11 protein-coding genes are annotated in these 12,973 nt (G+C 52.9%); 9 read left to right on the forward strand and 2 right to left on the reverse strand.

From position 1 onward, the window contains the following. Positions 1-71: 71 nt before the first annotated feature. Genes N5923_RS10990 through idi form a run of 3 tightly spaced genes read left to right on the forward strand, consistent with a single transcriptional unit; the run spans position 72 to position 3,031 of the window. Positions 72-1,439, forward strand: a complete 1,368-nt coding sequence (locus tag N5923_RS10990; protein WP_267143847.1) for an NAD(P)/FAD-dependent oxidoreductase — start codon at positions 72-74, stop codon at positions 1,437-1,439. Positions 1,440-1,441: 2 nt separating this feature from the next. After that, positions 1,442-2,416 (forward strand): terpene synthase family protein, encoded by a 975-nt coding sequence (locus tag N5923_RS10995; RefSeq protein ID WP_267143846.1) that lies wholly within the window; start codon positions 1,442-1,444, stop codon positions 2,414-2,416. 54 nt (positions 2,417-2,470) lie between these two features. After that, positions 2,471-3,031 carry an isopentenyl-diphosphate Delta-isomerase gene (gene idi / locus N5923_RS11000; RefSeq protein ID WP_267143845.1) on the forward strand — a complete coding sequence of 187 codons (561 nt, stop codon included), beginning with the start codon at positions 2,471-2,473 and terminating at the stop codon, positions 3,029-3,031. Between the two features lie 8 nt (positions 3,032-3,039). On the opposite strand, the gene speB is transcribed toward idi, so the two are convergent. Further along, positions 3,040-3,963 (reverse strand): agmatinase, encoded by a 924-nt coding sequence (gene speB / locus N5923_RS11005; RefSeq protein WP_267143844.1) that lies wholly within the window; start codon positions 3,961-3,963, stop codon positions 3,040-3,042. A gap of 284 nt (positions 3,964-4,247) precedes the next feature. On the opposite strand from speB, the gene N5923_RS11010 reads away from it, so the two are divergent. Next, the gene (locus N5923_RS11010; RefSeq protein ID WP_267143843.1) at positions 4,248-4,706 is read left to right on the forward strand and encodes a hypothetical protein; all 459 of its coding nucleotides are present in this window, start codon (positions 4,248-4,250) and stop codon (positions 4,704-4,706) included. 55 nt (positions 4,707-4,761) lie between these two features. Here the strand turns inward: N5923_RS11010 and speA are convergent, their stop codons facing one another. After that, positions 4,762-6,738 carry a biosynthetic arginine decarboxylase gene (gene speA, locus N5923_RS11015; RefSeq protein WP_267143842.1) on the reverse strand — a complete coding sequence of 659 codons (1,977 nt, stop codon included), beginning with the start codon at positions 6,736-6,738 and terminating at the stop codon, positions 4,762-4,764. Positions 6,739-7,599: 861 nt separating this feature from the next. Between speA and metK the strand changes: the two genes are divergently transcribed. From metK to rsmE, 5 genes are all read left to right on the forward strand, one after another. Then, positions 7,600-8,751: a methionine adenosyltransferase gene (gene metK / locus N5923_RS11020; RefSeq protein ID WP_267143841.1), complete on the forward strand. Its 1,152-nt coding sequence runs from the start codon at positions 7,600-7,602 to the stop codon at positions 8,749-8,751. A 514-nt stretch (positions 8,752-9,265) separates the two neighbouring features. Then, the gene (locus N5923_RS11025) at positions 9,266-10,663 is read left to right on the forward strand and encodes a sugar porter family MFS transporter (RefSeq protein ID WP_267143840.1); all 1,398 of its coding nucleotides are present in this window, start codon (positions 9,266-9,268) and stop codon (positions 10,661-10,663) included. A gap of 78 nt (positions 10,664-10,741) precedes the next feature. After that, entirely contained in the window at positions 10,742-11,254 is a 513-nt protein-coding gene (locus N5923_RS11030) for a SprT family zinc-dependent metalloprotease (RefSeq protein ID WP_267143839.1), read from the forward strand. Between the two features lie 120 nt (positions 11,255-11,374). After that, on the forward strand, positions 11,375-12,088 hold the full coding sequence (endA, locus tag N5923_RS11035) for a deoxyribonuclease I (RefSeq protein ID WP_323372744.1): 714 nt from the start codon (positions 11,375-11,377) through the stop codon (positions 12,086-12,088). A 75-nt stretch (positions 12,089-12,163) separates the two neighbouring features. After that, positions 12,164-12,895, forward strand: coding sequence for a 16S rRNA (uracil(1498)-N(3))-methyltransferase (rsmE, locus tag N5923_RS11040; protein ID WP_267143838.1), 732 nt, complete (start codon positions 12,164-12,166; stop codon positions 12,893-12,895). Positions 12,896-12,973: the final 78 nt, after the last annotated feature.

Below are 12,973 nucleotides of genomic sequence, written 5' to 3' on the forward strand. Positions count from 1 at the left end.
ATAGATCGATACGGATGATACTCAATATTGTAATCAGTGAGTATCATCCGTGCACAGAGTGACGCCACATCATGAACACCTATCGCCCGGCCAACAACAACCCTGAGCGCTGCGCTATTGTTATCGGCGCCGGCATTGCCGGTCTGCTGGCAACCCGGGTGCTGTGCGACCACTTCCCCCATGTTTATCTGATCGAACAGGATGCGTTACCGGCAACCCCGCAAGCGCGCAAAGGGGTGCCACAGGCCCGTCATGTCCATCTGTTGATGGTGCGGGGACGGCGTGTGCTCGACCATTTTTTTCCCCATCTGGACGCTGAATTATTTAACCTCGGCGCCATTCCACTGGACTGGTACGCCGATGTACGTTGGTACGGTCCTGCCGGCTGGATGGCATATGGCGGCAATGGGTTAATCACCTGCTCCGCCAGCCGCGATCTGCTTGAGTTCGCGCTACGGCAGCGTGTCGTTGCTGACCGCCGCGTGCAGGTGTTCACCCGGCACAAAGTGGCCGGACTTGAAGTTGATGCGCAAACCGGGCAGATCCGCGCGGTACAGATTATGCCGTGTCACTCTGACCTCACCGCCAGACTAGCGTTGACCGCAGATTTTGTTGTTGATGCCAGCGGGCGCTCGTCACAGACCGCCAGATGGCTCAACGAGCTGGGATATGGCCAGGCGCCAAAGCGCGTGGTTAACGCCTTCCTGGGTTACTCATCACGCCTCTATCGACGCCCTTCTGGCATCCGTTCTGCACCCTGGAAGGCATTAATTATCAGCGCCCAGCCGCCTGACTGTTTTCGCGCTGGCGGGATGTTTGCCATTGAGAATGATCAATGGATGGTGGTGCTGATGGGCGGTGGCGGCGATTATCCGCCGAGGGATGACGCCGGTTTTCTTAACTTTGCCCACAGCCTGCGCAATCCTGAGCTGTATCAGGTGCTTAAAGATGCTGAACCGGTCTCACCTGTCTGGCATTACCGACGGACAGAAAACCGCTGGATCCATTATGAGCGTCAGGCGAAATGGCCTGCTGGCTTGATTGTGATGGGTGATGCAGTTTGTGGATTTAATCCAATATATGGTCAGGGCATGACGGTTGCGGCCCTCTCTGCTGAGCTTCTGGACAAGACGTTACACTCACGCGCCGGACTGGCCGAAATCACCACCTCGTTTCAGCAACAACTTGCGGCGCTCTGTGCGTGGCCATGGACTATGGCGACAGGGGCAGATCTGTTATATCCCACCACCGCAGGCGGTGAGAACGCATGGCATGCCCGACTTGCTCAGCATTATCTTAATCAGGTTCTGATAATGGCGACAAAATATCCTGATATCTATCAGCGTTTTGTGCGGGTGATGAATATGGTCGATCCGCCATCAGTCCTGTTTGCGCCCTCTGTTGCGGCGCGCATGGCAATCGGTTGGTTCAGGAGATAATCATGCATGCGTTCGATTTAGCTGAATTCTACATTCCATTTACCACGCGAATAAACCGGCACCAGCAGGTGGCCACCCAAAACGCACTGGCCTGGCTGCAATTAACCGCACTGGTGGATGCAGAAAGCGAAAGCGACCGTTTGCAGCGGTTCGCCACTTTCGGCGAACTTGCCGCCAGAACCTGTCCTGATGTCGGAGTGGCAGAATTAGAACAAATCATTAACTGGATCAACTGGCTTTTTGTTCTGGATGACCTGGTGGATGAACCGTGCCGTCAGTCAGCCGCCACTGATACGCTGGCGATGCTTGAGCATTTACGCCTGGTGATTAAATCTGATGCGCAGGCCACTGCCCGGACCACGCTTGAAACAGCGTGGAAAATACTGTGGGAGAAACTCGCGGCTGGTATGGGCCAGCATGCGCAACAACGCTTTCTGCTGACCGTCGACCAGTACCTGGTTTCACTACAACAAGAGATCGCCATGACGGCGGAAGGCTATATTCCTGATCTACTGACCTTTGCCGAAATACGCCGTAATACCGGCGCAGTAAAAACTACCCTCAGCATCAATGAATACGCCTGGCATAAAGAACTGCCGCAGGGTTTCTTTGAGAGTGACCTCAACCGTGTGCTGACCGATGTCACCTGTGATGTAACCGGGATGACCAACGATATCTGGTCCTATTCAAAAGAGATTGCCCACCCGTCTAATAATAGCTATGTGGTTATTTTTGAGCATCATATGGGGTGCGATAACAGAGCTGCGATGATAATGGTTAATCACTTAATCACCTCTCGCGTAAAATGTTTTCTGCATGCCCGCACGCAACTCTCCGCGTTTTTGTATAAACCTGACCTCTCTGCAGTAGATCGGAAAATCGTGCTGCACTATATCGCCGGCATGGAACACTGGATGCGGGGTAATCTCGAATGGTCTTCTGCTACTCCGCGATACAATCACCAGCAACAACAGTAGCTTCCGCGGGCAATCTGTCCGCTCAACCCATTTTCGCGGAGGTTTCTGATCATCATGCATAATAAGGGGCCACCAGACGACGAATCGCTAATTCTGGTTGATGACAGCGATTGCCCGATCGGTTTTGCCGGTAAGTTACAGGTTCACCAGCTCGGGATATTACACCGCGCCTTTTCCATTTTTGTGTTCGATGATGACGGGCGTCTGCTGCTGCAGCAACGTGCGTCCGTCAAGTACCATTCAGCGGGACTATGGAGCAATACCTGTTGCGGTCATCCGCGCGCGCAGGAAGAGACCCGCGCCGCCGCCTCACGCCGCCTGCAGGAGGAGATGGGATTTCAGTGTAACTTGCAGTGGGTAGCGGCTTTTATTTACCGCGCAGAGCTGGCAAATGGTCTGATCGAACATGAGTATGATCATCTGTATACCGGCACCTTTGGCGGCACGCCGCAACCCGATGCTGACGAAGTATCAGACTGGGCGTGGCGAAGTCCCGACGAAGTGGAGCAGGCGCTGAGCGCTCATCCCGCTGACTTCACCATCTGGTTTACAAAAATTGTCCGCCAGCAGCCGCTGTTATTACGATCAGGGCGGAAGGATTTCCGCCCTGATTAAGGCGCGGCTTATTCGCCTTTATTTACCGCCTGCACATGCAGCATATCCAGCGCCAGCGTCGCGGCGGCCAGCGCGGTCAAATCTGACTGGTCATAGCCAGGCGCGACTTCAACGATATCCATACCCACAATATTCAGTCCCTGTAATCCACGCACCAGCTTCAGCGCTTTATCCGAGGTCAGGCCACCAATCACCGGCGTGCCGGTGCCAGGCGCATGGGCCGGATCGAGACAGTCGATATCGAACGTCAGATAAACCGGCAGATCGCCGACAATCTGCTTCACCTGCGCCAGAATATCGTCAACGCCACGATCGTTAACCTGCGCCGCATCCAGCACGTGATAACCCAGATCTTTATCAAACTCGGTACGAATACCGATCTGCACAGAGTGATCGGGATCGATCAAGCCTTCAGCCGGCGCATGGTGGAACATGGTGCCGTGATCGAATTTGGCGCCATTGGAATAGGTATCGGTATGCGCATCAAAGTGCACCAGTGCCATTTTGCCAAAGTATTTGGCATGAGCGCGCAGCAGCGGCAGCGTGACATAGTGATCGCCACCAAAGCTCAGCATCCGCTTGCCGTTGGCCAGCAGTTTTTCCGCGTGCGCCTGCAGTTTGTCGGTCAGATCCTGTGAATCGCCAAAGGCGTACACCAGATCGCCACAGTCGATCACTTTCAGACGCTTACGCAGGTCAAAACTCCACGGATAGCGGCAACCTTCCCACGCCAGGTTAGTTGAGATCTGACGGATAGCGTTCGGTCCCAGACGGCTGCCCGGACGGCCTGAAGTGGCGGCATCGAAAGGAATACCGGTAATCACCCACTCGGCGTCAGCGTCGTAAGGCTGGAAGTTAACCGGGAAACGCATAAAACCAAAGGCGTTAGAAACCAGCGAGTTATCATACTCATTGCCCAGGGTGTTATTCATAATACTGTCCTCTTTAAATCTATCATTCAGCTATAGATGAAAAAAATCCCCTCCGCGTCGTTAACCCGACGAGGAAGGGATTGAGTGTTAAACCAGCTGACATCATCGATGCATTACAGCAGATTTTAGCATGAACACCTGCAAAGGTAAGAAGTGTTGTGTAACTCGCCGCAATACCCATAAAAAAATATTGTGTATTAGCCTAAAGGATCCAGATATCAGGTCGATATCGCTGATACTAGCTATAAAAAATTGATAATGAGTTCATATTGGAGCCATGGTTTATGACTGGATTTTTGGTGTCACGTTTTGGCAGCGTATTAGCGTTGTGGCGTTTAAACAGCAAATATAAAAATATATTCAAAATCTTACTAACACTCACAGCCTCCAGCACCTTGCTTTTTATGCTGGCGCTTACCTTCGCAGTACCGAATCTTTTTCTGGCGACACCCTCTGTCCGCGCGGCTGAAATCATCGCAACGCCGGAAGCCAAAAGAGAAACTAACAACGAGTGCCTGCAAAGATTTGAACAAAAATCGGCACGCCAGCGCGCGCTCTATGACGAAATAACCCATAGCTGGCAACCCATTAGTGACTTCCAGCGCGATGTCGGTGCCGGTTCAGTTCTGCAAGCAGAAATTGAGTATCGGGAAAGATTTAACCAGTATAATCAGGAAACTATCGATAAATTACGGCAGAAGTTGAGCGCCTGTGAGAAGGCGGCGGCAGAAGCCTGGTACTGACAAACCGAGAGATTAATCAGGTTGGGTGCAGTGTCAGCACCCAACCTTTAAACCGCTATTCGTCTTCCAGGTAAGTGTAGCCGTACAGACCACTTTCAAACTCTTCGAGGAACTGCGCGCGCAGCTCTTCATCAAGATCGGTCTCTTTTACCTGATTGTGGAAGTGGCGCAGCAACTCTTTCGGATCCAGCTGTACATACTCCAGCATATCCGCGACCGTATCGCCTTCATCAGAAAGCTGTACTTCCACGCTGCCATCGGCAAAGGCAAACACATCCACCGCTTCGGTATCACCGAACAGGTTATGCATATTGCCGAGGATCTCCTGATACGCCCCGACCATAAAGAAGCCCAGCATCGGTGGATTTTCCACATCATATTCCGGCATTGGCATGGTGGTGGCGATGCCGTCACCGTCAATATAGTGGTCAATCGTGCCATCGGAGTCACAGGTAATATCCAGCAGCACCGCACGGCGTTCCGGGGATTTGTTCAGCCCTTCCAGCGGCAGTACCGGGAACAGCTGATCAATACCCCATGCATCCGGCATTGACTGGAACAGCGAGAAGTTGACGTAAATCTTATCCGCCATACGCTCCTGCAACTCGTCAATAATCGGACGGTGCGCGCGGTTGCTTGGATCCAGATGCAGCTGGATATAGTGGCAAATGCTGAGATAGAGCTGCTCCGCCCAGGCGCGCTGCGTCAAATCGTAAATACCCTGCGAGTAGCCGCTATGGATATCAAACAGATCCATCTGGCTGTCGTGCAGCCATTCGCGCAGTGAGCGACGGTTGTCCGGCTCATGCATCTCCTGCCAGGTATCCCACATGCTGACGATTGGACGCGGTGAATCCGCGTTTGGCGCCTGTGGAATGCTGAACTCGTTACGCTCAACGCCGATAATATTCGACACCAGTACCGTGTGGTGCGCGGTAACCGCACGACCCGATTCAGTGATCACCGTTGGATGCGGCAGGTTATGCTCTTCACAGGCATCGCCAATCGCCCAGATGACGTTGTTGGCATATTCATTCAGGCCATAGTTAACCGAGCAGTCCGACTGGGAGCGAGTACCTTCATAGTCCACACCCAGGCCGCCACCGACGTCGAAGCACTGGATATTGACGCCCAGCTTAGCCAGTTCAACATAGAAACGCGCCGATTCACGCACACCGGTAGCGATATCACGGATATTGGCCATCTGTGAACCGAGATGGAAGTGCAGCAGCTGCAGGCTGTCGATACGACCCGCTTCGCGCATAATCTCCACCAGCTTCAATACCTGAGTCGCTGACAGACCAAACTTCGATTTCTCGCCGCCGCTTGACTGCCATTTACCGGAGCCTTGCGAAGCCAGACGCGCGCGGATACCGAGACGTGGCACCACATTCAGGCGCTCCGCTTCTTCCAGCACCAGCTTCACTTCAGTCATTTTTTCCAGCACCAGGTACACTTTGTGTCCCAGCTTTTCGCCAATCAGCGCCAGACGAATATATTCGCGGTCTTTATAACCATTACAGACAATAACCGAGCGCGTCATGCCGGCGTGTGCCAGCACTGCCATCAGTTCGGCTTTGGAACCGGCTTCCAGACCCAGCGGCTCGCCAGAGTTGATCAGCGATTCGATCACACGTTTGTGCTGGTTTACTTTGATCGGATAAACGAGGAAGTAATCCCCTTTGTAACCGTAAGATTCACGCGCACGTTTAAACGCCGCATTGATCGAGCGCAGACGGTGCTGAAGGATCTGCGGGAAGCAGAACAGCGCCGGCAGACGCTGGCCATCGGCCTCACGCTCTTTGACCAGCTTCGCCAGGTCGACGCGCGCTTCCGGCACATCGGGATCCGGGCAAACACTGATATGCCCCAGTTCATTGACGTCATAATAGTTATTGCCCCACCAGGCAATATTATAGGTGCGCAGCATTTTGCTGGCGTCTTGATCACTCATGGCCACCTCCTGCATTGAGCGGAGTACACCCTGTTCGCCTGCTGACGAACCCTTAATTGTCTTCATGTCGTCAGACATCGCGAACCTCAATTTTAAGTAATGATGCGGAACAGTTAACCACTATCGCAGGTCGATCCTGCCAGAACAACCCGCAGGCTGTCGATAAACCCGGCATCAATGACTGTTTTAGCGCACAGTGCGGGTGTAATGATTTTTCAGTATAAAACACGTCGCCGAACTCCGTTAAACGGGTCAGAAAAAGCGGCAGTCGACCCACAGTAAACTGAGAGTCCCCTTGCAGAACTGTAGCAAAAGGTTAACCGGCGCAGGTGTCGTGAAGATTACCGAAACGAATATAACTTCGGCGGGAGAGCAGAATCGACGGAGAAACAGAAAGGGATTGAAGTACGCCAGAGTGGCGCAGCGAACCGTGCATAGCGAAAACGTGGTTCATTACTCGTATCACCTCCACATATGCCCTGTAAGCATATGGAAAAAAACGGGTCAGAGGGTGCAACCAGCAATAACGCGGGTTGTCTGACGGAGGCCACACCGTAACGGAGTAGCGCCCTTAATCTGCCTGAAAGGCAGCGGCGTTTTATACAGCTCCGGGCGTTAAAATGCAAAGTTAAAATGCGCTGAATGAGACTGCTGTCAGGAATATTTGCCACTTAAGCAGAGGCCAAAAATGCGTAACGGCAAAAATCGCTGGCAATTCGTTTAATGAGTAACCTAAAATAGCCATCCAGATGTTAATCCGTCTAAACTGGCTAACTTCTGGACTGCTATGCCGCTGTAAGGCTGTCAGTTTCACTGTGACATTCCTGCCTGCACCAATGAACTGCTCACGGCTTTGCCTGAGGGGGCGTGGAGTCAGGCTAACCTGTCTCTTCGCTATGCAGTTGTTTTTTAACCCGTTTTAGTAAGGTAAAGAATAAAATGGCTAAACACCTTTTTACGTCCGAGTCTGTATCAGAAGGACATCCTGACAAAATCGCTGACCAAATTTCAGATGCCGTGCTGGATGCCATCCTTGAACAGGATCCGAAAGCACGCGTTGCCTGTGAAACCTATGTCAAAACCGGCATGGTTCTGGTTGGCGGCGAAATTACTACCAGCGCCTGGGTCGATATCGAAGAAATCACCCGTAATACAGTGCGTGAAATCGGCTATGTCCATTCCGATATGGGCTTTGATGCCAACTCTTGTGCGGTGTTAAATGCCATTGGCAAACAGTCCCCGGATATTAACCAGGGTGTTGACCGTGCCGATCCGCTGGAGCAAGGCGCTGGCGACCAGGGTCTGATGTTTGGTTATGCCACCAATGAAACCGACGTGCTGATGCCTGCGCCGGTAACTTATGCGCACCGTCTGGTGCAGCGTCAGGCAGAAGTGCGTAAAAACGGCACCCTGCCATGGTTACGCCCTGATGCGAAAAGCCAGGTGACCTTCCAGTACGATAACGGCAAAATTGTGGGTATCGACGCGGTCGTGCTGTCAACTCAGCATGCGGAAGAGATTGGCCTGAAAGATCTGCAGGAAGCGGTGATGGAAGAGATCATCAAGCCGGTTCTGCCGACCGAATGGCTGACCGCCAGCACCAAATTCTTTATTAACCCGACTGGCCGTTTTGTTATCGGTGGCCCAATGGGCGACTGCGGCCTGACCGGTCGAAAAATCATCGTGGATACCTACGGCGGCATGGCTCGTCACGGTGGCGGCGCGTTCTCCGGTAAAGATCCGTCTAAAGTTGACCGTTCAGCGGCCTACGCTGCACGTTACGTGGCGAAAAACATCGTTGCCGCCGGTCTGGCTGACCGTTGTGAGATTCAGGTTTCCTACGCGATCGGCGTGGCTGAGCCGACTTCCATCATGGTGGAAACCTTCGGTACCGAGAAAATCGCCAGCGAACAGCTGACGCTGCTGGTACGCGAGTTCTTCGACCTGCGTCCTTACGGTCTGATCCAGATGCTGGATCTGCTGCACCCAATCTACCGCGAGACTGCGGCTTATGGTCACTTTGGCCGTGAGCACTTCCCGTGGGAAAAAACCGACAAAGCCGCGCAGCTGCGCGACGCTGCAGGTCTGTAATTTCAGCCAGTATTCATATCCGCAATACTGTTGCAGGGGAGCCGTTTTCGGCTCCCTTTTTTATTTGCGCACGGACGGCGAGAAACACTGATTTTTTGTAGGGGAAGCCGTTTTCGGCTCCCGTCTGAATGGCGGGCGCGGTGCAAATCATCGGCACGAGCGGCGAGAACGCCGCCCCCGGGTCCATTTTTTTTACTATTTGACATTAAACAGATGATAACGATTACATTTTGAAACGCTTTATTTATCGGTAATTTAGGAATTTTACGGCGTATTAATCAGCCAGAAAATGCGCTATTTTCAGCGTCGTCTGATAGCCAATAACTGGAATAATGTCAGAAACTTATCAGGTGCTATAACTGAGTGGTTAATTAACCTGGAAAGAGTGAAAAATGCTGGTTTACAGGGTTCCGGCGAGTGTAACCGATTACACTAGTGTGATCGACCTCACTTTTCACCCGCTAAAGGTTCTCTAACATTGATAAAAACAACATAGTTACTTCGTGGAGGCTACATGCCTGGCAATACACATAAAAGCAGAACTTCAAATAAGGCAATGACCTTGTTTGTCTGCTTTCTTGCAGCGCTCGCAGGGCTGCTGTTTGGACTGGATATCGGCGTTATTGCCGGAGCACTGCCATTTATCGCTAAAGATTTTAACGTCACCAACCATCAGCAGGAGTGGATCGTCAGCTCAATGATGTTTGGCGCCGCCGTTGGTGCCGTGATCAGCGGCTGGATGTCCTCCAGCCTTGGCCGTAAAAAAAGCCTGATGGCTGGCGCTATCCTGTTTGTTATCGGTTCACTGTGGTCAGCCTTTTCCCCTAACGCCGAGATGCTGATTGTCGCACGCGTGTTGCTGGGTCTGGCAGTGGGTATCGCTTCCTACACAGCCCCGCTGTATCTCTCGGAAATCGCACCGGAGAAAATTCGCGGCAGTATGATTTCGCTGTATCAGCTGATGATTACCATCGGTATTCTGGGTGCTTACCTCTCCGATACCGCTTTCAGCTACACCGGAAACTGGCGCTGGATGCTGGGTGTGATCACCATTCCCGCCCTGCTGCTGCTGGTCGGCGTCTTCTTCCTGCCAAACAGCCCACGCTGGCTGGCGGCAAAAGGCAACTTCCGTGACGCCCAGCGCGTGCTTGATCGCCTGCGTGATACCAGCGAACAGGCAAAACGTGAACTGGATGAAATTCGTGAAAGCCTGAAAGTGAAGCAGTCTGGCTGGAGTCTGTTTAAAGACAACAGCAACTTCCGTCGCGCTGTGTTCCTTGGCGTGCTGCTGCAGGTGATGCAACAGTTCACCGGCATGAACGTTATTATGTATTACGCGCCGAAAATCTTTGAAATTGCCGGCTTTACCAATACTACCCAGCAGATGTGGGGCACCGTTATCGTTGGTCTGATCAACGTACTGGCGACCTTTATCGCTATCGGTCTGGTGGATCGCTGGGGCCGTAAACCGACCCTGACACTGGGCTTCCTGGTGATGGCGGTAGGTATGGGTATCCTTGGCACCATGCTGCATATCGGCATTCACAGCGCAGGCGCGCAGTACTTCGCGGTTGCCATGCTGCTGATGTTTATCATCGGTTTTGCGATGAGCGCCGGTCCGCTGATCTGGGTGCTCTGTTCAGAGATCCAGCCGCTGAAAGGACGTGATTTTGGTATCACCGTCTCTACCGCGACTAACTGGATTGCCAACATGATTGTCGGGGCAACCTTCCTGACCATGCTGAACACGCTGGGTAACGCCAACACCTTCTGGGTGTACTCGGGCCTGAATATCTTCTTTATTCTGCTGACCCTGTGGCTGATTCCTGAAACTAAAGGTGTGTCGCTGGAGCATATCGAGCGCAACCTGTTATCGGGTAAAAAGCTACGCGAAATCGGTTCACGCGATTAATCGTTGCAGTACGGGCGGCGCAAGCCGCCCGTACGTCATCAGTTGCATCCCTTTCCCGCCCGAATTATTCTTCCCGATATGAAATCTTCCCGACTCCCAATCGCTTTACAGCAATCTGTGATGCGCGCTTTGCGTAGCAATCTGCAACAGGCCAATCAGCGTCTTGAGCGCGACTATGCCGAACCAAAACTGGTTTATCAGCAGCGTGGTACCGCGGCTGGCACCGCCTGGCTGCAAAGCTGGGAAATTCGTCTGAATCCGGTATTGCTGCTGGAAAATCAGCAGGCATTTATCGATGAGGTGATCCCGCATGAACTGGCGCATCTGCTGGTATGGAAATACTTTGGTCGCGTGGCGCCGCACGGCAAAGAGTGGAAATGGATGATGGCAACCGTGCTGGAAGTCGCCCCACGCCGCACGCATCAGTTTGAACTGGACTCCGTACGCAGCCGCGCCTTCCCCTATCGCTGTAGCTGCCAGCAGCATCAGTTATCAATACGCCGCCACAATCGCGTGCTGCGCGGTGAGAGCGAGTATCGTTGTCTGCGCTGTGGCGATATTCTGCAACCGGGCGACTTCCTCAATTCTTAAAAGTGCTGAATGCTGGCTAAAAGTTAAACGTTAACTCACTGATTGCTATCGGCGTACTGCGCGTTTGCTGCGCTATCTGTTAACCTGCGCGCTGTTTTTCGGAATAGTAAAAAACGGATTATGTCGCGTAAAATAATATCCCCATTTGCACTTATGCTGCTGCTGACGTCGTTTGCGGCGCAAAGCCTGAGCCTTGATAACTTCCATCAAAATAGCTTCTCCCAGGCGAAAGCCTGGGCCGCCCGGATTAATGCTGATGCCCCTGGCAGCTTTTACTGCGGCTGCAAAATAGACTGGCACGGCAAAAAAGGGGTGCCCGACCTCGCCTCCTGTGGCTACCAGGTGCGTAAAAACGCCAACCGCGCCGGACGTATCGAGTGGGAACATGTGGTTCCCGCCTGGCAATTTGGTCATCAGCGCCAGTGCTGGCAGGATGGCGGGCGCAAAAACTGCAGCAAAGATCCGCTCTATCGCAAGATAGAAACCGATCTGCATAATCTGCAACCGGCGGTGGGTGAAGTGAATGGCGACCGCGGTAACTTTATGTATAGTCAGTGGAAAGGCGGCGAACAGCAGTACGGCCGCTGCGAGATGAAAGTCGACTTTAAACAGAAGCTGGCCGAGCCACCGGTACGGGCGCGTGGCGCAATTGCCCGCACTTATTTCTATATGCGCGATCAGTACCAGCTGCGGCTGTCAAAGCAGCAAAGCCAGTTAATGGCCGCCTGGAACAAGCTCTATCCGGTGACGCCATGGGAGTGTGAACGCGATAAACGCATCGCCCGCGTACAGGGCAACCATAATCCCTATGTACAGCAAGCTTGCCAGCGGTAAAATCACTCCTCTAAACTAAGCCATTCATCTGTATGCCGTGCGGTTGTGCCGCACGGCTAATTATTCAGGATCAGCATGCGTATACCCCGCATTTACCATCCCGACAGCTTGCAGGTCGGCAGTGAAATTGCCCTGTTCGAAGATGCCGCTAACCATGTTGGCCGCGTTCTGCGGATGAGCAGTGGCCAGGCGCTGGAATTGTTCGATGGCAGTAATCTGACTTTTGCCGCCGAGATTATTCAGGCTGATAAAAAAAACGTCAAAGTTAAAATCGTCTCAAGCCGCGCCGACAGCCGTGAATCACCGCTTCATCTCCATCTGGGTCAGGTGATGTCGCGTGGTGAGAAGATGGAATTTACCATCCAGAAATCGATTGAACTGGGGGTAAATGTCATTACCCCCTTGTTTTCTGAGCGCTGTGGCGTAAAGCTGGATGCAGATCGCTTAGCGAAAAAGATTCAGCAGTGGCAAAAAATTGCCGTAGCCGCCTGTGAGCAGTGCGGCCGCAATGCGGTGCCGGAAGTGCGCGCAGCCATGACGCTGGAGAGCTGGTGTGCGGAAAGCGATGGCGGTTTAAAACTCAATCTGCATCCGCGTGCGCAGCACAGCATTAATACCCTGCCACAGCCTGTCGAGCGCGTACGCTTATTGATTGGCCCGGAAGGCGGTTTATCGGCGGAAGAGATCGCCATGACCGCGCAACATGACTTTACCGATATTCTGTTAGGACCGCGCGTACTGCGCACCGAAACTACCGCGCTGACGGCGATCACCGCCCTGCAGGTACGTTTTGGTGACCTTGGCTAGAAAAACCACCGTAGCCCATCTGGTATAATACCGGTGGCGATTTTGTGTCAGGCTGCGGCAGCGTAAATACAAAAGACG

The sequence above is a fragment of the Winslowiella arboricola genome (assembly GCF_025527015.1).
Lineage (GTDB): Bacteria > Pseudomonadota > Gammaproteobacteria > Enterobacterales > Enterobacteriaceae > Erwinia > Erwinia arboricola.

What these genes read in the sequence shown, in the direction of transcription:
- N5923_RS11010 (WP_267143843.1), top strand. Translation starts at nt 4,248, where the DNA reads ATGACTGGATTTTTGGTGTCACGTTTTGGCAGCGTATTAGCGTTGTGG.
- endA (WP_323372744.1), top strand. Translation starts at nt 11,375, where the DNA reads ATGTCGCGTAAAATAATATCCCCATTTGCACTTATGCTGCTGCTGACG.
- rsmE (WP_267143838.1), top strand. Translation starts at nt 12,164, where the DNA reads ATGCGTATACCCCGCATTTACCATCCCGACAGCTTGCAGGTCGGCAGT.
- speA (WP_267143842.1), bottom strand. Translation starts at nt 6,738, where the DNA reads ATGTCTGACGACATGAAGACAATTAAGGGTTCGTCAGCAGGCGAACAG.
- N5923_RS10990 (WP_267143847.1), top strand. Translation starts at nt 72, where the DNA reads ATGAACACCTATCGCCCGGCCAACAACAACCCTGAGCGCTGCGCTATT.
- idi (WP_267143845.1), top strand. Translation starts at nt 2,471, where the DNA reads ATGCATAATAAGGGGCCACCAGACGACGAATCGCTAATTCTGGTTGAT.
- speB (WP_267143844.1), bottom strand. Translation starts at nt 3,963, where the DNA reads ATGAATAACACCCTGGGCAATGAGTATGATAACTCGCTGGTTTCTAAC.
- N5923_RS11025 (WP_267143840.1), top strand. Translation starts at nt 9,266, where the DNA reads ATGCCTGGCAATACACATAAAAGCAGAACTTCAAATAAGGCAATGACC.
- N5923_RS11030 (WP_267143839.1), top strand. Translation starts at nt 10,742, where the DNA reads ATGAAATCTTCCCGACTCCCAATCGCTTTACAGCAATCTGTGATGCGC.
- N5923_RS10995 (WP_267143846.1), top strand. Translation starts at nt 1,442, where the DNA reads ATGCATGCGTTCGATTTAGCTGAATTCTACATTCCATTTACCACGCGA.
- metK (WP_267143841.1), top strand. Translation starts at nt 7,600, where the DNA reads ATGGCTAAACACCTTTTTACGTCCGAGTCTGTATCAGAAGGACATCCT.